The organism is Paenibacillus sp. TSA_86.1 (assembly GCF_052691815.1).
The window spans coordinates 290,469-313,268 of the sequence record NZ_JBQZGE010000002.1; the positions used below are offsets into that span (position 1 = coordinate 290,469).

The following is a 22,800-nucleotide window of genomic DNA, read 5'->3' on the forward strand; positions in this document are numbered from 1 at the left end:
CAAAATCGTTTCAGGCAAATCCACCTGAGGAATAGCGGCAAGTTGATCGAGTGTAAAATGGGAAGCCATTTTGAATGAAGGTTCGTTAATAAATTCTGGCAGATGTTTAGCAAGAAGTGCAGTTGCTTCCGCGTTATTTAATAATTCCGAAATTTTGATATTCTCATTGTAGTTTGTCATGTGATCCTCCAGTTGTTTGTTTTATGATAGTGATGCTATTATTGAAATGTGAATAATATCATTTTATGTCGAAACTTGCAATCCTTCAATTTATATTGGAATCGATGAATGCACTTCGCTGTTACAGCGATTTTCATGAATGAAATACCGGAATTTGCCGCAGAGAATCATTCAGTTGTATTTTCTTTTCTTCGTTTAATACGTCCCCTGCATATTCTATAATTACACCCAGTGGTACTCCCATGGCATCCGGATGAGGTTCCTCTCCAATCTCCGGCACAGCAGCAAGAATCAACTTTTTACACTTGTCATTCTTCCATAACGCCCCTAGTTTCACATCCAGGCTGTACTCCAGCACCTCTTCCTCAGGTAAATGCTCGAGATCTGCAGCAAATTCTCCGAATACACGGGTCATCCAGTTTGTACATAAACCAAACCATTGTGTAACGGAGGGCTCCACCATGCTGATCAGACCCATTGACGTTTGTGGACGGGCAAGGGACAGCCCATGAGTACCTGTAGGGAAAATATGCATCTCAAAAGGTACGTTTTGGCGAGTCAAAGCATCAGCAAACGCAAGGGAGTTACGCACAGGTACGAGCTTGTCATCGAATGTGTGGAATATAAATGTCGGGGGTGTGAGATGGTCCACCTTCTGATCTACTCCTGGAACAGGGACTGGAAAAATCGCTCTCATTTCTTCGAGAATACAAGGATAACCAAGAATCAAGGCATCAGGACGATCAGAACCCATCGTACTTAGTGCGGCAGCCAAATGTCCACCTGCGGAGAAACCACAGACGGCAATTTTTCGCGGATGAATGTCCCACTCTGCACTATGTGTGCGAATAAGCTTCAAGGCCTCTTCTGCATCGTTGAGAGGTCGTGGAAACGCAGCATCTTGATTGAGCGAGTAACGTAAAATAAAAGCCTGATATCCTTCAGCCAAAAAAGCAATCGCAACCGGTCCAGCCTCCCGATCAGAGCAGACCCTGTACCCTCCGCCAGGGAGGATAAGTACCGCTGGCCGTTGTTTTATATTTGGCATTTCGGGTGATGAATCTAGCAGATAGGCAGTCAGGGTAACATTTGTATTGCTCAAGTCATACGATAGAACTTTCATACACGTGCAGGTCTCCTCTTTTATAAGTTTAAGTTTCAAAGAAAAAGGAATACTTCCATTGTAGATTTCAGAGAAAGGCCCTGCTATAACGCGATACAAAGATCAAATAGCGAAATCGAAAGAAACCGTTCCAAGCAAAAAAACCGCGAGATCGCGGTTTTTTTGCAGTCAAACAACCTGTATGCTGTGAATATACGAATTCAGAAAAGAACCGGGAATTCATACAATCCACGAATAATCATGCCGGGGCGCCATTTTAATGGTTCGGGCTCGTCCTTGAATTGAATATCCGGCATTCTACGCAGAAGTTCATGAATTGCAATTTCTCCTTCAAGTCTGGCAAGTGGTGCTCCAAGACAAAAGTGAACACCTTTACCAAAAGCGAGGTGATTGTTTACCTTACGTGTGATATCAAAAGTATCCGGATCAGGAAATTGATCCTCATCGCGATTCGCGGAAGAAAAGGACACAAATAACATCTCACCTTTACGTATGTGTTTGCCCCCGAACTCCACATCCTCTGTAGCCCAGCGAATGTTACTTACTTCAGCAGGACCATTATAACGCAAAATTTCTTCAATAGCTGGCCCAATAAGTTCAGGCTGCTCCAATAATAATTGTTTCTGTTCTGGATTTTCGATCAAGGCTAACATACCATTTCCAATCAGGTTTACGGTAGTTTCATGGCCAGCGATAATCAATACAAAAACAAGGGCGTATAATTCTTGTTCGGATAATACATCCCCTTCTTCCTCAACAGTAATGAGGTCACTGATTAAGTCTTCTTGAAGTGACTGTCTTCGATCTGCAATCAGTGTCTGTAAATACTCTACAAATGCGCGCATGACTTGATCACTTTGCTCGTTCAGCTCGGGATTGTTGAACCCTTCCATAATGATATTGGACCATTCGCGAAATTGAATCTGATCTTTATGAGGCACACCCAGCATTTCGCAGATGACGATGATCGGTAAAGGGAAAGCGTAGTCCTCTATCAGATTCATCTCTCTCTTCCCTTTTGCTAAAACTTGATCCAGTAAATCATTGCTAATCTCATAGATTCGGTTCCGGAGGCGTTCAATCATACGAGGAGTGAATGCTTTTTGGATAAGTCTTCTTAATCGGCGGTGATCTTCAGGCGAGACACTAAGCAAATTGCGTGAGATGATCTCCTGATGAGGAGGAGCTGAACCAGGGGACTGTTGCACATAAGGAGGATTGGTTACAAAACGCTGATGGTCTTGCAAAATAGTTGAAACATCCTCGTAGCCAGTTACTAACCAGGCAAAATGCCCGCTAGGTAAAAGGAAACGGTGAACAGGGTCTTCCTTTCTCAAATGCTCGTATACAGGGAAAGGATTTTGAATAAATGCTTGATCCATAAAATCGACTTTAGATTGAGACTCGTTTTTATTTCCATGCGTAAACATAACTTCACTTCCCCTTCTTAAAATGATAGTTATAATATCAATACGATATATATTCTATCACGCACCGATATGACTTTCAAATTTTGATAAATTGATCATTTTTTGTATAGAAAAGCGCACAAGAATATGTTGTGCGCTTAGAATAATCGATATTAATCCAGGTTTTAAATCAGTTGAATCGTCATCAACTTGAGATCTAACTTATCCAGTTCTTCCTCCGGTGTGTTGAACGAAGGATAACTGGACAGCTCACGTATGCTTGCTTCCCCCATAGGGCCAATGATTGAAGGATCCAAGGAACCAAGCGTAGGTGAAAGCTCTTGCAGCATACTCCGGCTCTCTTCATTACGAAGCAACACATTGAGAGGGGTGCGTGTACTCAGTGTTTCTTTGTATGGAGTAGAAGGCATATAATTAAAGTCGTAATTGCCGCTGGCTACTTCAATGCAGACTTCATGGTCACCCTGTAATACCGGAAGACCGGCATCTGATAGTACAATCCCGTTCATGATGACCCGGTCAATAATTGCGCGTGGCAGCTTAATTGTTGCTGTCGCATTAAAGGGAACGGAGAAGCTTAAATACAATTTGCCTTGCTCGTCAAACTTCCATTCACTTCTGTAAGCTCCAGCTACCGTATCAATGTGGGCTTTAGTCCATTGAATTCTGAAATCTGGCATTGGCGCAAGCACGGTATGACGGAAACCAGGCCGATCTTCAGCAGGATTGATTCCAGCCATGTAACGATACATCCATTCCACGATCGCGCCATAAGCGTAATGATTCAACGAATTCATACCACTCTCGTTAATGTTCCCATCGGGTAAGATGGAGTTCCACCGTTCCCAGATGGTTGTAGCTCCTAAATTAACGGCATATAACCAGCTCGGGTAATCATCATTAAGCAAGAGTGTGTAAGCCACATCATTGCTTCCGTGTGCAGACAGAACACGATTCAAATAGGGCGTACCAACAAATCCTGTTTTCAGATGATTTTGATCCTTGCGTACGCGCATGAGGAGGTCTTCCTTTATTCGCGCTATATACTGTTCCGGTACGAGATTCATATACAATGCGACCGCATATGCGGTTTGGGTATCCACTGCCAAACGCCCGTTTGCTGTGAAAAATTCATTTTGAATGGCTGCTCTAACTTCCTGGGCCAGCTTTTCGTAGGAGGCAGCAAGTTCATCGTGTCCAAGCACCTTTGCGGCTTTGGCAACAATGTCCGAGGAGTACGCGTAATATGCTGAAGCGATGAAGAAAGGATCTGTCCCGCCCATCGGTGAATCGGGATTATCTCCATCTAGTGCCAACCAATCACCAAAGTGGAAACCTACTGTCCAGAGTCTAGCTCCCCCGGACTCTTCATCAGAACGTTTAATGTAATCTACCCATGCCTTCATGCTATCAAATTGTTGCTCCAGAATGGCCTTATCTCCGGAATGTACATACGTATTCCAAGGAATAATGGTTGCCGCATCTCCCCAAGCGCTTGAGCCACCGCCCTGCACTCGGCCCACAGGAACGACCATCGGAACCATTCCATCCCGTTCCTCCTGCTCCATCCACAAATCATAACCATATTTATTGAAAAAAGCATATGTGTCCATATTGTAGTTAGCCGTACCTGAGAAAACCTGTGCGTCTCCAGTCCAGCCCATGCGCTCATCCCGCTGAGGACAATCTGTAGGCGTGTCCAGGAAATTCCCCTTTTGTCCCCATAGTGCATTTTGGAATAATCGATTAACACCGGCGTGACTGGTTTCCAGATAACCAATACGATCCATATCGGAGTAAACTACACAGCCTGTAAAATCATTCAAATCCAGCACTCCAGGCCAGCCTTCTACCTTGACATACCTGAAGCCGTAAAAGGTGAAGTATGGACGTACAACCGCTTCCTCCCCATTTGCTGTATATACGTATTCCGCTTTGGCTGACCGAAGGTTTTCACGGAAAAAGTTTCCTTCCTGCAATACTTCGCCGTATTGCAAGCGGATCATGGTTCCTCGGGGTGCTGTTGTACGGAATTGAAGCCAGCCGACCATATTTTGTCCCATATCAATCACGGTTTCACCTGCTGGTGTGGTCAGAACAGATACAGGGTTTATCGTTTCCTTGATGACTACCGGGAGACTTCTTCTAGCTTGCAGCCGTTCGTATCCCAGATCGATTTCATGAACCGGATAGGTTTCACTTACGTCCAGTGTGGCATCGTTTATTTCTCCATCATAGATGTTGCCATCCAGTACATGGGAGCGAGTGGCGTGCCAAGACAGGTCCGATGGAATGACTTCTTCCGTACCATCGGCGTAAGTAATCACGAATTCCGACAACAAAGCAAAATGATCCCCATACAAATTGGCTGTTGTGTCACCTTCGAAACCAAAACGACCCTTGTACCAGCCGTTACCCAGGCGCACATCCACGGAATTTGTACCTACCCGTAGCAAATCTGTAATATCGTATGTCTGATATTGCAGCCATTTGTGATATGCATTATAATGCGGAGTCAGATATTCCTCCCCTGCTTTGACCCCGTTTAATTCCAATTCATATATGCCCAAACCGCAAATGTAGGCTCTTGCCTCCGTAATTGGACCTCTTAATTCGAAGCTTTTTTTCATCACGGGATGAATATCCCTGTCCAGATCAGGTGTTATCCACGTGGCCGTCCAGGATTCATCCATTTTTGCTGTTTCAAACCAGGCAGTTTCACTAACGGCCTGTTCCCCACGTTCATTCCACACGGTAACTCTCCAGAAGTATCGTGTCCGTAGAGCTAATTCCAAATTTGGCGAGTACGCAAGTGAATTGATATCCTGTTTCTTCCCGCTGTTAAATACGAGCTGTGAAAAAGATTCATCAAGAGCGATTTCGAACTGTGCCGCAATTTGTTTCGTTGCCGTAGTATCTGTAACCATGTAAGAAAAGCTTGGATTGGATATTTCGAATCCTAGTGGATTGGAGATATGATTTGTTTTTAGCTTCGTAACCTTCATCTTTGTAACCTCCTGTGTCAATTCGCGTAATTCACTGGAAATCATTCGATGTAATGATCTAGTCTCCCGTGGATTGATACCACTCGTTTACTTCTTTTGTAATTTGTCTCCCGCCGGAATTCATCCACTTTTGTACAAACTCATCAAACGCAGCAAGTGGCTCCTCTCCATAAATAATCGAGTTGAAGGTTTCGATTTCAATTTTTTGCAAATAGGTGTTTCGAGCTTGCATTGTTTTGGTCGGAGGGCCTTGAAACAGATTACTGCGATCAATGTGCCTCTGTTGATTCTCCACAGCATCTGCCTGCATGGCAGGAAATTGTGTTTCATCCTTGGGGTCGATCCCCATACTTAGTAATATAGCGCGATCATGGGAATTGAGAGTTTTACCTTGGCCCATTTTCAGTGATGCTGCTTTGATTCGGGAAGGATAACTCGCATATTGTCCCATAAGGGTGTACTTATACGTGCTTACTTTTCCTCCAGGAATGTCCTTGCTGTTGCTATTTACGGATCCATCCGAGTTGATTACATAATCGTACCCGTTTTGATAAGCGCTAAGATACAAAGGATCATCGGTTATTGTAGCTTCGTATAAATAGTTCTGATACTTGAAGAATGCCTGTAAAGCTTCTTCTGAGATATGCCGGCTTATCATCAAAGCTCCACTGTATGAGTTTCCTTTTAAGCGAGCTACGGTTCCGTCCATTCCAACGGGAATTGGATAAGGTACAAACTCGGCTGACGAGTCCTTGGCTTTTAGTTGTTGGAAAGGATAGTCACCAAACCATCGGGGGCCAGCAACCATACCTACTTTTCCATCAATGATGTTCTGATTCACTTGGCTAAAGTCTTGAAGTGCTAGGTTATTACCAATGTAACCTTTCCTTTTCCATGATTTTAATGTCGCAAGCGCCTGTTTAATCTGAGGCTGGACACTTCCATACACGAGTTGGCCTTTTTCATTTTTGCTCCATATACTCGCGATCGCTCCATATGCACCGAATACCCATGAGATATCCCCTATCGGTGAGACGACGTACTGGTCTTTAATTGCAAAATCAATACCGTACGTGTCTTGAATGCCATTTCCGTCCGGGTCATCATAAGTAAAGGCATTCATGACCGTTTCCAGTTCGTTCAAATTGTTAGGAGCTTTGAGATTCAAGTGCTCCAGCCAGTCCTTGCGAATCCAGAGAACGGACTGTGATGCTTGCTCCGTAATGATCGGAATAGCCATACGCTTTCCATTGATCTCAAAAGGTTTCCAGGCTTCTGGCACTTCTGCCATTGCTGCTTTCCATGTGGGCGAAGCATAACGCTCCCAGGCTTCTCCTGCATCCAGGAGTTTTCCTGAAAGCATAAACGTGTTGACCGTATCCATCACATTCGACGTAAAAACATCAGGTAATACGTCATCGGAAGATAGCATTAGCCGAAGCTTCATATCATAGTCTTCAGCTGGAGCACTCCATTTTGTACGAATTTTTACACCGAGTGTGTTATAAGCCCAGCGGATGTGTACATTATCTGCAACATTTTCGCTGTTTTTATAGACGGTGGTCGGTTCATTCATTTTGACTGTTGTCAGCACAACTGCCGATTTATCGGGCTCAAGTTGTGGCGTCTTAGGAGTACATCCTGCAATGAGCAGGATCAGCCATAAGAATGAAAGAGAAAGATAAATTGGTTTCCAGTTCATACAAATTAAGCTCCTTCATTATCATCATATTGTGCCAGTGATTGAGTCTAAATAACGCTTTTTCAACATTACATAATTCATTCTTAACCTTACTTCCATATGTAAGTTAAATGGGTTGTAATTAAGAAGTGAGAAGCCTACAATTAGGTGAATTTAGTTCTTGGCAGGGGGATTTCAGATTGAGAGAGAAATACAGAACATTTCTGAGTATGGTAGCAATTACGTTTATTATGCTTGTTGCCGTTCTTATCATGTATACCTTTTCGGTTCAATCCAGTCTGGATACGGTGCAGAAGGATATTAAAACGAATAATCTCAATCGTGTGCAATTTGTAGTGAATTCGCTGGATCAAAGCCTGGACCGGTTAAACATGTTATCCATCTCGATGGAAACAGACAACTCCATTGCTTTGTTACGTTCTGTTGACGTGATGAGCTCCTACGAGCAGGTACAATTAATTCAGAATATCGCTACAAAAGTTAATCTGCAAAGTTTGTCAGAAGGATGGAACAACAAAATCTCAATCTATTCAACACTTTTGAAACAATGGATTATTTCTTCCGAGATGGGCATGAAAGCTCCTGTTTTTAACTCCAAGAATTCAGGATGGCATTACGATGAAGCCTCAGATAAATACTACAAATATAAAGTGATTCCTCAGACTATTATTCGACTCGAGTTCCCTCGAAGTAACCTTGAAGATATTGTTGAGAACTCCCATCAGGGAGAGAATGAGTCTGTATTTTATAATACTAACGGGAATTCCATCACACGTAAGCAGGCCAATCCGGTAACATCTAATATTGTAAAGGAGATCGCAGCTCATCTTCAACCAACTTCCGGTTCTGAAACCGTGTCCGTAAAAGGTGAAAAATATATCGTGAATTATGTATATTCTCACCAACTTGGATGGTATTTAATTGACTTCATGCCGCTTGATAGAGCTTTACAACCTATTCGTTTCAGTCAGTTCTGGTTCTATGCTTCTTGTATCATGCTGTTTATAGCAGGAACTACAATCATTGTGGTTCTCTTCCGTAAAGTTCAGATTCCAATCCTCGCTTTGTTGAAAGGTGTTCGACTTTTGAAGCATGGAGACTTCTCTTATCGAATACAGCGGGAGAGCAGTAACGAGTTTGATTTTTTATATGGACAATTTAATGATATGGCTGGGCAAATCGAGGATCTGATTGAAAAAGTGTATAAAGAGAAAATTGTAGCAAGGGAAGCCGTGTTAAAGCAGCTGCAGGCTCAGATTAATCCTCATTTTCTGTATAATTGCCTTTTCTTTATCAACAATATGACGCGATTGGGCAATGAGGAAGCGGTGACAGCCATGACACAAAATCTGGCTGAATATTTCAGGTATACGACGCGATTGGACGAACCTATGACAACCCTGGAAAAAGAGATGGGGATCATACGCAACTATCTTAAAATTCAGAGCTTACGTATGGATCGGCTCTCCTATGAGATTGAAATTCCGGAGGAATTAAAGACTGTGCCGATTCCGAAACTGCTCATTCAGCCTTTGGTGGAAAACAGCATCATTCATGGTATTGAAAAAAAGCGTGATTCTGGCCTCATACGGATCTCAATAAAACGTATTGAGCATGGGCTCTGTATCAGGATAGATGATGACGGAAAAGGAATGAGTACGGATGATATCCTTGCACTTAAGGCCAGGATTGCAAAACCTCCGATCGATACGTTGGGATGTGCGCTCTGGAACATTTCGGAACGCCTAAGAATACATGATCCTGTCCGTTCACATCTCGAGTTTGAGCAAAGCCCGCTTGGTGGTCTGCGCGTCCAGCTGCATTGGTCTCTTGAACCACAACCAAGTGAAAACATGGATTGAGCTATGAAATTGACCGCATGGATTCTCCTCCGTTTAACCAATAATTCGCATCAAAACAAAGGCACCTGGATTGTTTTAATCCAAGTGCCTTTTCTCTGGCTTATTATTGCTTCACCGTGTCATACCACTCATTCACTTCCTTAATAATTTTATCTCCTCCAGATGATTTCCACTTTGCGACAAATGAATCGAATTCATCGACGGGCTTTTTGCCATAAATAATTTCAATATAGGAGTCGATCTGCATTTTGGTTAATAATTCCTGCCTGGAAAGCATCGTTTTGGTAGAAGGACCTTGGAAATACTCTGGTACATCGATATCACTTTGATCCATGGCAACCAGCAAAGCTTTTGAAGAAAAGGCCTCCAAAGGATTTGATGTGTCATTGCCAAGAATACCTGTTGGTGCCAGTGCAGCTAACTCTTGATTACTCAATGTTTCGTTTTTAGCCATTTTAACATTGGCTTCCAACCGTTTGGAAGGATACACGGCGTCCGAGCCCGTAATCGTGTATTTCATCGTTGAAACTTTGCCACCTGTAATTTTACTCTCATCCATAACCGCTTTGCCATTCTCAATCACATAATCGTATCCATCCTGAAAACCCTTGAATAGCAATGGATCATCTGAGTTATATGCCTCGTACAACGCATTTTGATAATGGAAAAACGCCTGTAGAGCTTCTTCTGAAATATCCTTATTGATCAGGATCGCACTCGTGTATGGATCCGCGATTGTTCGCATGTTTTTTCCATCTGCTCCCTTAGGAATCGGATATGGATTATAAATCGCATTGGGATTGGATGCCAGCAGCATCGATCCCGGATAAACCATCATCCAGTTTTCTCCGCCCAGCATACCCACTTTTCCGGAGGCAACGTTCTCGGCTACTTTATTAAAATCGTGCAGAGCAATGTCACTCGCAATGTATCCCTTGTTCATCCACTCATTGAGCTTGCTCAAACCTGACTTGACCTCTGGTTGAATGGATCCATACTTGAGGTTACCATCTGTGTCTGGATACCAGCGTTCCGGTATGGCTCCAAACATTCCAAAGAACCATGAAGTATCACCCATAGGTGAGCCGACTACTTGATCTTTCATCGCGAGTTCCAGAGCTAACGTGTCCTTTTTTCCATTGCCGTCTGGATCTTGATTCACAAAAGCATCCATCACCTTCTCGAGCTCATCCAATGTCGTTGGCGCTTTAAGGTTTAACTCATCCAGCCAATCCTGTCTGATCCAAAGTACAGACTGTGTTCCAGCTGTAGGCCGAAGTACCGGTATGGCAAATTTTTTGCCATCTTTCATGAAAGGATACCAAGCGGTGGGTTCCTCCGCGAGAGCGGCTTTCCAGGTATCCGATGCGTATTTGTCGAATGCTTCTGTTACGTCAAGCAATTTTCCTGAGTCAATAAAAGTGTTAATCGTGTTGGATTGGCTTGAGTTAGCGACGAATAAATCAGGTATCTTGTCCCCGGAAGACAACATTAGCTTCAACTTAGTGTCGTAATCTACCGCAGAGGATGTCCATAACGTTTTCATTTCTACGCCGAGCGTATCTTTGGCCCAGCGGGTATGAACATTGTCCATATAGTTTTCACCATTTTTGAATTTGACTGTAGGGTCCTCGCTTCTCACCATTGTTACCGATACCGCAGGCTCGATTTTTCCATTCACAATTTTAATTTCTTTCGCTGGCTCATTCGATTTGGCAGTCTCTTCTTTATTGCTGCATGCAGCTAACAGACTAAAGCTCATCGCAAGAAGCAGACATCCCCACATCATTTTTCTTTGTTTTTTCATGCTCTTTCCCCCAAGTAAATTATTCTTTTACCGCACCGATAACGATCCCGGCTGTGAAAAACTTTTGAAGCACAGGATAGATGAGCAAAATCGGTATAGCCCCAATTAAGACCTGAGCTGCCCGAATAGAACGATTGTTAATTTTCGCAATGTCATTCACATTGCTGGCATCGACAACCGGTACAGCAATTAGAGATTTGAGGAGCGTACTGAGTGGTACATTGTCTCCCCTCATATAAATGGAGCCCGCAAACCATTCATTCCAGTCGTTCACCACCATAAATAGTCCTACGGTTGCAAGGACAGGCAAGGATAGCGGCAGAAACATGTTGAAAAATACCTGCCAGTGATTGGCTCCGTCCATAAAAGCAGATTCTTCGATCTCCTTCGGTAATGCTTTGAAGAAGTTCATGATGAGAACGAGATAAAAGACATTGACCAAACCTGGAAGCACAAGTGCCCAGATGGAATTATACAAGCCAATTTTGGTGACGAGCAGATAGGTAGGAATCAGACCGCCATTAAACAACATGGCAACTACAAACAGGCCTACAAACAGTTTGTACCCAGCAATGCCGTCTCTCCCGCTGCCTTTGGATAACACATAAGCTGCCATACAGTTGATCATAAGTCCAAGCACCAGACTTAACACAGTACGCTGTATTGAAATCCATATCGCTGGCAGGAAAGCGGGATTCTCAAGTGCTTTCAGATAGGAGTTAAAGGTGATATCGATCGGAAAAAAAGTAACTCTGTTTGCCATAACGGCTTCTGTTGAACTTAGCGATATCGCAACAACATGAAGCAACGGTATAACACAAATTAGTGCCAGTAATATCATGAGTACATTATTAAATGTCTGAAACCAGCGCTGAGGCGTAGACATCACTTGCATAAGATCCCACCTTAGAAAATTTTATAGTCAGCTACTTTGTAGGCAATCCGGTATGCACCCAGAATTAAAATCAGACTGACGATGGACTTGAATAAACCGATTGCAGTAGAGAAGCTGTAGTTGCCATCAATCAGACCGATCCGATAAACAAAAGTATCGATGATATCACCTTTTTCATATACCAGAGGGTTATATAAATTAAATATTTGATCAAAGCCTGCATTCAGTATTTGACTGAGTGAAAGTGTTAGTACCACAGCTATCGTTGGAATTAGAGATGGTAAAGTGATATGCAGCATTTGTTTCCATTTGCCTGCTCCATCAATCTGAGCTGCTTCATACAGTGCTGGATTGATTCCAACTATGGCCGCGAGGAAAATGATGGAACCATATCCAAACTCTTTCCACACTTCACTCGATACCACTGTAAACAGAAACCAATTGTTATCACCTAGAAAGAAGATGGGGTTGAATCCTAATGCCTGCAGTGCCTGATTAACAAGACCGCTGTCCGGGTTAAGAAGCTCAATAAAAATGCCGCCTAGAACAACCCATGAAAGAAAGTGTGGGAGAAAAACAAATGTCTGAACGGTACTTCTTAATACTTTGCGGCGGACTTCATTAATCAGCAGTGCAAAGCCCATCGTCGAAATAAAACCAAAAACCAGTTTTAACACCGCGATCCGAAGTGTATTCCAGATGACTTGCACGCTGTCTGGATATTCAAATAGAAATTTGAAATGTTCCATGCCTACCCATTCGGATCCCGTTATCCCCAGATAAGGTTTGTAATCCTGAAACGCCATGACTAGTCCGCCCAGGGGCATGTAAACAAATACAAGAACCAATAGTACGGCGGGGCTTAACATTAGGTAGAGCTGCCAGCGATCTCCTCGTCTATTGATTTTCATTTTGTCCTTTTTTGGGGCTGCCAACTCCATTTGAGACCTCCTCATGTCTGATGTAGAATAGTATTGCTGGATTTATTGTAAGCGCATACAAGTCTGCAGGATATAATGCAATACAAAGGATGAATAGCGTTTTCTTAACTTATAGTTGAAAATGCTTATCGTAAAAAAGCCGCCATACCGGCGACTTCATTACGTATATCGTTCTATGGGCCAACCTAATGTACGACAGGCTGCTCTTTATAACTATTTTTGGAAAGAGCGTTTGTACTCAAGGAGCATTGAAAGCTGTGCTGTCCACTCGTCAAAATGTGTATCTCTCCATTGGGCATGTGCAAAGAGCATGTTGTAGAAACGGGAACTGTAACCTCAACATGGAATAGATGTTCATCCCGTTTCCAGTCTACACTTGCCAGGCCGTAAGGTGTAACTGTAGAGGCTTTAGCCCATGTAATACCTCCGCCAATCATAGGAGCGACTCGGAAAGTCTGATATCCGCCGCTGGTGGGCTCCAGACCTGCCAGCCTTTTATAAAGCCAATCGCCCACAGCTCCATTCGCGTAATGATTAAAGGAAACCATTCCTCCATTCGATTCTTCTGCTGACTTATTGCCGCTTAGTTCCTCAATATTTACAGTTCCATCAGGTCTGAGTGCATCCCAGCGTTCCCAGATCGTTGTCCCTCCAGCCTTCACCTCGTATAGCCAGGATGGACATTCCTCCTGTAACAGCAGTTCATATGCAGCGTCAAGCTGTCCATTGTCAGAGAGGGCAAATAGCAGATAAGGGGTTCCGGTAAAGCCTGTTGTAAGGTGATTTCCAGCTTCGTGAATTAATCGAGTCAAATTATTCACCATTTGCTTTGTTTCCTCACCTTCCGTCATACCAAAATGAAGGGGGAGCACATAGGCCGTCTGAAATTCTTCTTTCATATTCCCCTGTTTATCAGTAAATACCTTCCGGTACGCGGTAATAATTTTTTTTCTTAAATCGTAGTAATAGGATACATCTTCGGTGTGCCCTAGAATGGAAGCAATCTTTGCCATAATGCCACACGAGTTAGCGAAATAAGCGGTGCCTACCCATTTCCCTTTTTTAATCCATGCTTTGGCATCTCCTTCCGGTGCAGCCCAGTCGCCAAAATGGAACGGGAAACGCCAAACATAACGATCTGCAGGCGAGACGGCTAGGAAAGAAGACCACCATTTCGCTGCTTTTAGAAATTTCTTCATGGAATCATATTGTTTTTCAAGAACCTGTTTATTGCCGCGTGCCAAGTATTCAGCCCAAGGGACCAGAATACTGCTGTCTCCCCAACATGAATTAGCCATTGCAGGCCAGTGATCTCCACCTCGGGGAATAACCATAGGAAATCCGCCACCTTTGGATTGTTCTGCACGCATATCCATCAACCATTTATCAAAGAATCGGCTCATGTCAAAGTTAAAACAAGCTGTTGAAGCAAAAACAGCAATATCCCCTGTCCATCCCTGACGTTCATCCCGTTGCGGACAGTCTGTTGGAATATCAACAAAGTTGGAGCGCCCACCCCATCGAATGTTACTCTGAAGCTGTGTTAACAGTGGATTGGAACATGAAAAATGACCAATCTCCTTGAAATCAGAATGCAACACGTAAGCCGACAGTTCAATCTGGTCCGGATCTATCCCGGTCAAACCCACATAACGAAACCCCATATAAGTCAACCGAGGTGAATACGTTTGCTCTCCTTCCAGACAAACATATGTCGCAGCAGCCTTCGCGGTACGTAAAGATTTTACGAAGAGTTCCTGTTCTACCAATACTTCAGCGTGTCGGAACACAATCTTTTGATTGTGTTTTCCTACAATTTTGGCTGTGATTACGCCTGCAAAGTTTTGACCAAAATCATAGATGATTTCACCACTCGGTGCTACTGTGCGGGATACCGGTTTCAATTCTTCCTGTACACGCACGGGCAAACCATACTGCGCTAATAGTTCCGGATTTTTGCGAGGGCGGGTTATATCTACCGGCTTCCATCGAACAAGGTCCAAATCAATAGCGGCATCATAATGTTCACCGTCATACCATTCTGCCATACGATAGTTTCCATGCAGAGTAACTTCCCACGTTGGATCGGTAACGATTAAATCTGATGTACCGTCTGTATACTCAATGTACAATTCCAGCAATAATGCTTGACGATCAGCACTAATTTTATTTTTGCGAACATAATTAAATGAACCGACAGCCCATCCCCCTGCTACTACAGCTGTGACTGCGTTTGATGATTTCAGTTGATGTGTAACATCATAGGTCTGGTACTGGATCTGATGATCATATGAAGTAAACCCTGGAGCAAAGTAATCTTCTCCCACCTTTTCACCATTCAGAGCAAGTTCATATACCCCCAGTGCCGTTACGTTTATCCACGCCCTTGTCACCGTCTGCGTGAGTTCAAAGTTACGGCGAAACGTCATAGGTACAGGAGAAACCTTTTTAGGGAAATCGTAGGACATATCGGTAATCCATTGAGCAGACCATTTTGTACCCATTCTGCCTGTCTTGAATAAAGCAAAATGCTCTGCCTGTTCTCCACTGGTTCCGGTTGCTATGATCCTGACATGATATTCCGTATGCGGTTTTAGCGGCCCGGTGTAAAGATTGTTAATCTGATCTGTGGTGGTCACACGCCAGTCACCAACTTCAATGATGGCTTCTTGCAACTTTTCTCCAGCTCGATCTGAAGAAAGTGCAAACGAAATCATGGGTGCATGATCTGTAATACAGCCGAATTCCAATCCGTTGATCTTTATGGAAGATAGCATTAACATTATGGCCTCTCCTGCCTTGTCAAAATATTATACATCCAGCTCGGAAACTATTTTTTTATAAACTCTGGTCTCATTCGGAGCATGTAACGGAGTCCATACTTGAGCAAAAAATGGATCTATTTTTGCACGTTCAGCATAATTCCAACTCTCACGTTCACATTCAGGGCACCAATGACCCGCATGCAGCACCAGTTTCGGACTGGCTTGGAATGTATGTCCAAATGCACATGTAAAACTCAATTTATTTCTCCAGTTTCCTTTTTCCATCTCTGAGGACAAGCATTGTCCTCCCCGAAATGCAGCGGCCGACTTTACATCATTAATTCCGAGATCCCTCTCAGGTTTGGTGTCATCGTATCCATGATCAATATGAACTACGGTGTTCCAGTCTTTGAAATGCTGGAACTCGCTTAATTTATCAGGGATGCTGTTCCATGCCTCTTTACTGCCCCAATACGCATCAATGTGGTCTTCCACATTCTCTTCGATGAACCGCAATGTGCCATGTTCCGTTCGGGCCGGTTTTTCAAATATTTTTTTCATGACAGTTCCCATGATTCGTTCGCCAAACGGCAGTTTACACAGAATTTTCGCCGCGGTTGCCTGAGAACCCAGATTTTCAAGGTAACAACGATAAAAATAATCCATACCGTCCTGACGGAAATGCAAATAATCGTTTAGCTTGTCCGAATCGAGGTAGTACTGTCCGTGAAAATTACGAGTGGCATACCATTTCGGATTAATCACATGGTCAAGGTTTTTGAAACCAATTGCCCCGTAGAGTTTTTGGTACATCTCAAAGGTACTGACACGGCAGGATTCTCCGCCTCCTATATTGTAAACATGACACCAGAAATCCTCTGGCAGCTTGCCTGTAAACTCATAATTGCACAAATTCTCCATCATTCTGCCAGAGTCACGGTCGGATACATACTCCAGGACGTTGTCCAGACAGTTGTGAAACATAATCGCATCCATAATTTTACTCATGGCGGGTCCCATAATTCCGGTTTGGCGCAGGCTTACCCAGTATTTGAGCCCGGATTCAATCACAAGACGCTCGGCTGCAATTTTAGAAACGGCATAATAGTCAAACATGCTTGGTTTAAGGGGATCACCTACTCGCCCCCAATGGATAGGTGGCATGCGATCACCGGTCTCTGCGATGGTTCCGATAAATACCAGCTTGGTATGGTCCTCTTGGCCATGTTCGTATATAGCACTCACCAGATTTTTGACGGCACCATAATTAATTTGCATAGCTTTCTTGGGAAAATAATCTGCAGCAGGTGACACAAATGCAGCAATGTGCAGAATCAAATCTACATCTTTGACACATTCAAGCACTTTTTCATAGTCCAGTATGTCTCCATACTTTATCGTTACTTCGTTCAACTCTTGATAAGGCTCCAGGGCCTTGCGATCCTTTTCCGTATCCAGACACAACGTAACAATGTCATACAGATGGCTGTCTTTGATCATTCTTTTCAGGCTTTCCTGTCCCATGCCACCGGATGCACCAGTAATAAAAACACGTTTTTTGCTGATCATGGTCTGACTCATGTTGTTTCCTCCTGTATGTTCGTGATTTAAGATATAGTCACTTCTGGTCTTTCGGAAGAGGGGACAAACGTTCTTTTCGAAGCATTCGTTTGATGCCTTGCATGATCTGACCATTCAGTATGTCAATCAGCCCGGCTGCGATATGGTAGCCAAAACGGCCTGTACTCGATACCGACATGGAACGAATGCTGTTGTTCGGCATCATTTTCATCAGAAACATGCCATTTTTGCGCTCCATGTCCCGCTCGGGACCTTCAGGCATCTTTTGTGATCGCTTAAACTGTTTTTTGCCAATACCGATAACCGATGTATAAAATAAATTTCCTATAAAGGATTCCCGCAATTCATCCAATCTGGAATCCAGAGTATATTTCGTTAATTGTTTGTTCGATGATTCTGTTACTTTCCTGCCAAGTAGAATTTCAAATTCTTCCATGCTCACTTGGGATAACAAATGGGGAGAAAAGTAATGCTTTAATTTTTCGCGAGAATACGGGCTTGCAATGTCAGGCTGGCTGGTGATAGAAATGCTGGCTGACAAGCGAATATCTGCTGCGGAAGCAGCAACCAAGACCTGATAATCCCCATTTTCTACAACCCACTCTTTCCGGTCCACATGATAGTAAGCGAGATCATTTAGAGTAAAGCTCATGTTCACTTGCTTTTTTTCACCAGGCTTCAAATATACTTTGCCAAAAGCACGAAGTTCCTTGGCAGGCTTAAACACATCTGAGGTTGGGTTTGCAACATATACCTGTACGATTTCTCCGCCCTCTATGTGCCCGGTATTCGAGATTTCACATGTGACTATGAAGGTTTCTGAATCTTGCTGGACTTGCAGCGATTCATAAGCAAACTGTGTATAACTAAGTCCATGACCAAACGGATAGCGTACACCTTTTCCTTGCAAAAAATCATAATAGCGGTAGCCTACATAGATGGATTCCTTGTAAAGCTCTGACTTCTGCTGCACAAACTGTTCACCAAAGGGTACGTCTGTATAACTGTTCATCCATGTCTCAGCGAGCTTTCCGGAAGGACTTTTTTCTCCGAAAAGGAGTTGAGCCGCAGCTTCACCCCCCGCTTGACCAGGCAAGTACATGTTCAAAATTGCATGAACCTCATCTTCAAAAGGCAATTCGACAGGTGAACCCCCAAATAATACAAGAACAATTTTTTTGTTCAGCTGGACCAGCTTGCGCAGGAGAGCAAGTTGATTATCAGGTAATGTCATCGACTCCCGGTCATAGCCTTCACTTTCTGTATAATCGGTTTGTCCTGCGAAGAATAAGACAACATCAGCCGACTGTGCCTTTGCCATAGCTGAACTAACATATTCCGGTTCTGATTCAAACTCGGACTCTCTGTAGCCACTTGCATAATCGTAGCGGATGCCGCGTTGATCAAAAGCAGTTTTTGGCGAAGTAAGCTTGCTCGGGTTGATCAAAGAGCTTCCGGCCCCCTGAAAACGCATCTTCTCAAACAATTCACCAATGACAACATAGTTTTGCAATGGATCTAATGGCAGGATGCCATCGTTTTTCATAAGAACAGCACTATCGGCTGCGATTTCACCTGACAGGTTATGATGTTTTTCTCTGTCAAAAGCAAGGCTGTACTGAATATCGTGTGTACGCCGAATCAGATTCAAAATATTGCTCACCGACTGATCCAGCGAAGAAATCGGTAATTCACCACTATCAACTGCATCTATAATTGACTTTCTAAAATATTCGCAATCACCTGGCATCTCCAGATCCATTCCTGCCTTAATGCCATCTACCCGATCAGATACAGCACCCCAGTCACTGATCACCGCACCATCAAAACCCCATTCTTCTCTTAGAATTTCAGTCAATAGTCTGTGATTTTCAGAGCAGAAGACACCATTAATCTTGTTGTATGCACTCATCACAGTTACTGGCTTTGTGTTTTTGACAATTCGCTCAAATGCTCTGAGATAGATCTCATGTAATGCACGCTCATCCAACACAGAATCTCCCATGAAACGATAATTTTCGTTGTTATTTACAGCGAAATGTTTCAGTGAGACTCCAATCCCTTCATTTTGAACACTCTCGACAAAAGCGCAGCCAAGAATTCCCGAGAGGTAAGGGTCTTCAGAGAAATATTCGAAGTTTCTGCCGCACTTGGGATTTCTTTTAATGTTAACAGCAGGACCAAGGAGAATATTAACCCCGAAATGGTGACACTCCTTCGCTATAGCTGCACCCATCTTACGAATATTGTCCGGGTTCCAGCTGGCAGCAAGCGTAACTCCTGTGGGAAAAGATGTTGTTTCCTCACTGTTGTTTAGACCGAGATGGTCTGCCTTCTCTCCTTGTTTGCGTAAGCCGCAAGGCCCATCCGTCATATATATAGATGGTATGGACAATCTCGGGATTGGATTTGTTTTCCAAAAATCCACACCAGCCATTAAAGCCGCTTTTTCTTCTACCGTCATACGTTGAATCAGTTCATCAACGGTCTGCATGATTTTTCTCCCTTCGCTCCGGATGCATTAGTTAAGATTTATTGTATTCCATTATGGAAGTGCTATCTTTCATATCTGTACTTAAAATTTCAGATTTGTTCTTAAAATATATTGACTGTCTCGGACGAGTTTGCTATTTTGATATGAATAATTAGAATGCTGGCACTCCATTCATTCGTTTATACTGGAGGAAATTTTGTTGAAGAGCTTACAAAAAACATTGAAATTTCTATACCAATCTACATTGATTCCGACGTATTTGTATAACCATCAGCACCATAAATTTAGTCATCCTGCTCAGAGTGAATTAACTCATCCGCCACTTGAGTATCTCTCTGAGCTTTTGCTTTCACACGAAGAGGTTACATATTTGTCTACTTCCTTCTTTGCTTATTATGGTGCGATCAAAGTTAGCTCCCTTCCGGGCCATGTCATTCTTGTCGGACCCGTCAGTCAAACACCTTATTTGAAAGACACACTGCGTATCGCTAAAAAAGCCTTTGTCGTTTCCGGTCAAGATGAAGCAAACTTCGAAAGTTTTCTAAAGCAGATCATACCAATGCCGCTGCAGCAATTTCTAAATCATCTTGTGACCATTCATTATTTTGTGAACGGCCAAGAGATGAGTTACTTGGACTTACTTCAAAAGAATTCAATGAAGGAAATTAACAACGAGCAAACAAAACGAATTTACGAGAATAAAGAAAACTTATATTTTAACAATTCCTACGAGATTGAAAACCGGATGTGTTATTACATTGAGAACGGTAATGAGGTTGGCCTTAAACAATTTTTGGAACAGCCATTTATGGTCCATGAGGGTATGACCGCTGGCAACACTATTCGTCAGACGAAAAATACGTCTATCGTTGCGATTGCACTGGCTACACGAGCCGCCATTCGAGGTCAATTAGACACAGAAGTTGCTTTTCAGTTATCCGACCTCTATCTCCAAGAGATTGAACAATTATCGACTCCTGAATCCATTCAAAATTTTATGAAAGAAGCATTGTTTAATTTAGCCAGGAGGGTCCAAGCCGCAAGGTACGATACAGAAAATGACGTAAGCATGCGAAGTCTGATTCAATATATTTTTAATAATGTGCATCAGAATTTGACCGTTGATCACGTGGCAAAACATTTCGGTTACAGTCGTACCTACCTCTCAACTACTTTCAAAAAAAAGATCGGTAAAAGCCTGCATCAATTTATTATGGATTGCAAGCTAAAGGAAGCTCAGAATTTGCTTGTTTATACGAACAAACCCATTAGTGAAATTAGCAACTATCTTTGTTTTTCCAGCCAAAGTCACTTCCAGACCGTATTCAAAAAATCCTTAAATATTACACCTGCTCACTTCAGGCAGCAGAGCAGCCATGGTGTGCGTCAGAATAAATAATCCTAATATTGCATTAAATATCTTGAGTCAGTAGAGTTTAACTTCTAATTTGAATGTATTTAAAACGGTTTACAACAAAAGAAGCTTTCCCTTATGGGAGAGCTTCTTTTTCTAATGAATCAGGCTTGTTTTCGGGCATCCAATTCTTGAATGATCTTAGGATATTCTTTATCAAGCTTATATTTATACAAGGCCACAGCAAGAATAAGCAAAATGAAAATAGGAACGTAAATGTTCAGGGCAATAATCGCTTGTTTAGCTCCTGCTCCCTGTGTAGCAGCCTGCTCGACATATCCTCCTAATGCAAGCAGCCAACCGATCATAGCGGTTCCAACTGCTGTTCCTACTTTGGAACCAAATGCGATAACACTATTGGTCAATCCAACCAGACGTTTATTGAACTTCCATTCCCCGTATTCGATCGTATCCGTCGTCAGAGCTGTACCCACGGCCATAAGCGGAATCGTGCCAAGAGCCTGAAAGATGGAGCAGACCAGTCCCAGAATAATGCTTTCCGGTGAGATCAGTCTGATCACAGCCGCGATTAACGCTATAATAATGCCGCCCAAGGCTGTATTCCGTTTCCCAAAACGTTTGATGAAAGGTCCGGAGAGTGAAAACCCGATAATAACGGGTATCAAACCGATTGCCCCCATCAAACCAACCAGGCTGACATTTCCCCAAATGTATTTGGCAAAATAGCTTCCTGCGGCTACGTTAAGAGCAAACAATACATTTACAACTGTCATCACGATGAGGATTTGAACCCAGTACTTATTTGCAAACAACATTTTAAGGCCTTGTGACAGCGGAACTTTATCCTGAAAAAAACCAAGTTCATCCAATTGAACATTATTATACTTTTCTTTGTTGGATAAAAAGGCAACGAATATACCGATGGCAGCAACGGCAGCAAATACACCGGCTAAGATCGTCCATTCCTTTCTTCCTCCCCCCATAGCTGTTACCACGGGAATGAAAGCAATGGCAACAATCATACCGGACAAATATCCTCCTGCGGAGCGGAAAATCCCCATCAATGAACGTTCATAGTTGTTACGTGTCGTTAGTGCCATTAGGCTTGAATAAGGAATAGATGTTGGTGTATACACAAAAAGATAAAAAATAAGATTGGTCACGACAGCATAAATAATTTTTCCTGTTGGACTGATGTCGGGAACAGAAAACACGAGCAGCAGCGAGACGAACAAAGGGATGGTCATCCAGCGAAGCCATGGACGAGCCTGCCCGTATTTCGACTTGGTGCGGTCCACAAGCACTCCCATTCCTACGTCTGCAAACGCATCCAATATTTTAGTTAACAGTAGTACTGTACCGACAATTGCAGCGGATACACCGACTACATCGGTATAATAATACGTAATTAAGCCAAGCAAGCCGCTGGAGATGTTAAGACCAAATTGACCCATGGAGTCTCCAAGTAATCTGCGTGTCGGGATTTCTCGTTCAGGTTGATTGGGCTTAACGTTCTCGGTTACGATGGGTTGTTTGTTTACTATGGTTCCCATGCTGTTTCCCTCCGGTATCTGGTTGGTTTAGCGCTCGAATGAGCCCTCTATCTTATATCTTTATTTTAATAACTCTATGATGGGAGG

At 43.1% G+C, this 22,800-nt stretch carries 13 protein-coding genes; 2 read left to right on the plus strand and 11 right to left on the minus strand.

The genetic code is table 11. The features are described from left to right. Positions 1-313: 313 nt before the first annotated feature. The 4 genes from ACUTVW_RS07445 to ACUTVW_RS07460 all read right to left on the minus strand — a co-directional run bounded on the left by ACUTVW_RS07445 (position 314) and on the right by ACUTVW_RS07460 (position 7,440). On the minus strand, positions 314-1,303 hold the full coding sequence (locus ACUTVW_RS07445) for an alpha/beta hydrolase (protein WP_441930176.1): 990 nt from the start codon (positions 1,301-1,303) through the stop codon (positions 314-316). A gap of 200 nt (positions 1,304-1,503) precedes the next feature. After that, positions 1,504-2,733, minus strand: a complete 1,230-nt coding sequence (locus ACUTVW_RS07450; protein ID WP_441930177.1) for a cytochrome P450 family protein — start codon at positions 2,731-2,733, stop codon at positions 1,504-1,506. Positions 2,734-2,897: 164 nt separating this feature from the next. Further along, a complete protein-coding gene (locus tag ACUTVW_RS07455) occupies positions 2,898-5,738 on the minus strand; it encodes a family 78 glycoside hydrolase catalytic domain (protein WP_441930178.1) in 2,841 nt (946 codons plus the stop codon). A 58-nt stretch (positions 5,739-5,796) separates the two neighbouring features. Next, complete coding sequence (locus ACUTVW_RS07460; protein WP_445645185.1) at positions 5,797-7,440, minus strand: hypothetical protein; 1,644 nt, start codon at positions 7,438-7,440, stop codon at positions 5,797-5,799. 179 nt (positions 7,441-7,619) lie between these two features. Here ACUTVW_RS07460 and ACUTVW_RS07465 point away from each other — a divergent pair, with 179 nt between their 5' ends. Then, positions 7,620-9,302, plus strand: a complete 1,683-nt coding sequence (locus ACUTVW_RS07465; protein WP_445645186.1) for a histidine kinase — start codon at positions 7,620-7,622, stop codon at positions 9,300-9,302. A gap of 103 nt (positions 9,303-9,405) precedes the next feature. Here ACUTVW_RS07465 and ACUTVW_RS07470 read toward each other — a convergent pair whose 3' ends face one another. The 6 genes from ACUTVW_RS07470 to ACUTVW_RS07495 all read right to left on the minus strand — a co-directional run bounded on the left by ACUTVW_RS07470 (position 9,406) and on the right by ACUTVW_RS07495 (position 19,785). Then, positions 9,406-11,109 carry a sugar ABC transporter gene (locus ACUTVW_RS07470; protein WP_445645187.1) on the minus strand — a complete coding sequence of 568 codons (1,704 nt, stop codon included), beginning with the start codon at positions 11,107-11,109 and terminating at the stop codon, positions 9,406-9,408. A 19-nt stretch (positions 11,110-11,128) separates the two neighbouring features. Beyond that, positions 11,129-12,004, minus strand: a complete 876-nt coding sequence (locus ACUTVW_RS07475; RefSeq protein WP_445645188.1) for a carbohydrate ABC transporter permease — start codon at positions 12,002-12,004, stop codon at positions 11,129-11,131. An 11-nt stretch (positions 12,005-12,015) separates the two neighbouring features. After that, on the minus strand, positions 12,016-12,945 hold the full coding sequence (locus ACUTVW_RS07480; RefSeq protein ID WP_441930183.1) for an ABC transporter permease: 930 nt from the start codon (positions 12,943-12,945) through the stop codon (positions 12,016-12,018). Positions 12,946-13,130: 185 nt separating this feature from the next. Next, the gene (locus ACUTVW_RS07485) at positions 13,131-15,728 is read right to left on the minus strand and encodes a family 78 glycoside hydrolase catalytic domain (protein ID WP_445645189.1); all 2,598 of its coding nucleotides are present in this window, start codon (positions 15,726-15,728) and stop codon (positions 13,131-13,133) included. Positions 15,729-15,755: 27 nt separating this feature from the next. Beyond that, a complete protein-coding gene (locus tag ACUTVW_RS07490; RefSeq protein WP_445645190.1) occupies positions 15,756-17,291 on the minus strand; it encodes an NAD-dependent epimerase/dehydratase family protein in 1,536 nt (511 codons plus the stop codon). Between the two features lie 37 nt (positions 17,292-17,328). Further along, the gene (locus ACUTVW_RS07495) at positions 17,329-19,785 is read right to left on the minus strand and encodes a glycoside hydrolase family 3 C-terminal domain-containing protein (RefSeq protein WP_445645191.1); all 2,457 of its coding nucleotides are present in this window, start codon (positions 19,783-19,785) and stop codon (positions 17,329-17,331) included. A 199-nt stretch (positions 19,786-19,984) separates the two neighbouring features. Here ACUTVW_RS07495 and ACUTVW_RS07500 point away from each other — a divergent pair, with 199 nt between their 5' ends. Next, positions 19,985-21,184 (plus strand): helix-turn-helix domain-containing protein, encoded by a 1,200-nt coding sequence (locus tag ACUTVW_RS07500; protein ID WP_445645192.1) that lies wholly within the window; start codon positions 19,985-19,987, stop codon positions 21,182-21,184. Between the two features lie 119 nt (positions 21,185-21,303). On the opposite strand, the gene ACUTVW_RS07505 is transcribed toward ACUTVW_RS07500, so the two are convergent. Next, positions 21,304-22,713, minus strand: a complete 1,410-nt coding sequence (locus ACUTVW_RS07505) for an MFS transporter (RefSeq protein WP_445645193.1) — start codon at positions 22,711-22,713, stop codon at positions 21,304-21,306. Between the last annotated feature and the right edge of the window lie 87 nt (positions 22,714-22,800).

What these genes read in the sequence shown, in the direction of transcription:
- ACUTVW_RS07490 (WP_445645190.1), bottom strand. Translation starts at nt 17,291, where the DNA reads ATGAGTCAGACCATGATCAGCAAAAAACGTGTTTTTATTACTGGTGCA.
- ACUTVW_RS07475 (WP_445645188.1), bottom strand. Translation starts at nt 12,004, where the DNA reads ATGCAAGTGATGTCTACGCCTCAGCGCTGGTTTCAGACATTTAATAAT.
- ACUTVW_RS07505 (WP_445645193.1), bottom strand. Translation starts at nt 22,713, where the DNA reads ATGGGAACCATAGTAAACAAACAACCCATCGTAACCGAGAACGTTAAG.
- ACUTVW_RS07460 (WP_445645185.1), bottom strand. Translation starts at nt 7,440, where the DNA reads ATGAACTGGAAACCAATTTATCTTTCTCTTTCATTCTTATGGCTGATC.
- ACUTVW_RS07480 (WP_441930183.1), bottom strand. Translation starts at nt 12,945, where the DNA reads ATGGAGTTGGCAGCCCCAAAAAAGGACAAAATGAAAATCAATAGACGA.
- ACUTVW_RS07450 (WP_441930177.1), bottom strand. Translation starts at nt 2,733, where the DNA reads ATGTTTACGCATGGAAATAAAAACGAGTCTCAATCTAAAGTCGATTTT.
- ACUTVW_RS07495 (WP_445645191.1), bottom strand. Translation starts at nt 19,785, where the DNA reads ATGCAGACCGTTGATGAACTGATTCAACGTATGACGGTAGAAGAAAAA.
- ACUTVW_RS07455 (WP_441930178.1), bottom strand. Translation starts at nt 5,738, where the DNA reads ATGAAGGTTACGAAGCTAAAAACAAATCATATCTCCAATCCACTAGGA.
- ACUTVW_RS07445 (WP_441930176.1), bottom strand. Translation starts at nt 1,303, where the DNA reads ATGAAAGTTCTATCGTATGACTTGAGCAATACAAATGTTACCCTGACT.
- ACUTVW_RS07470 (WP_445645187.1), bottom strand. Translation starts at nt 11,109, where the DNA reads ATGAAAAAACAAAGAAAAATGATGTGGGGATGTCTGCTTCTTGCGATG.
- ACUTVW_RS07485 (WP_445645189.1), bottom strand. Translation starts at nt 15,728, where the DNA reads ATGTTAATGCTATCTTCCATAAAGATCAACGGATTGGAATTCGGCTGT.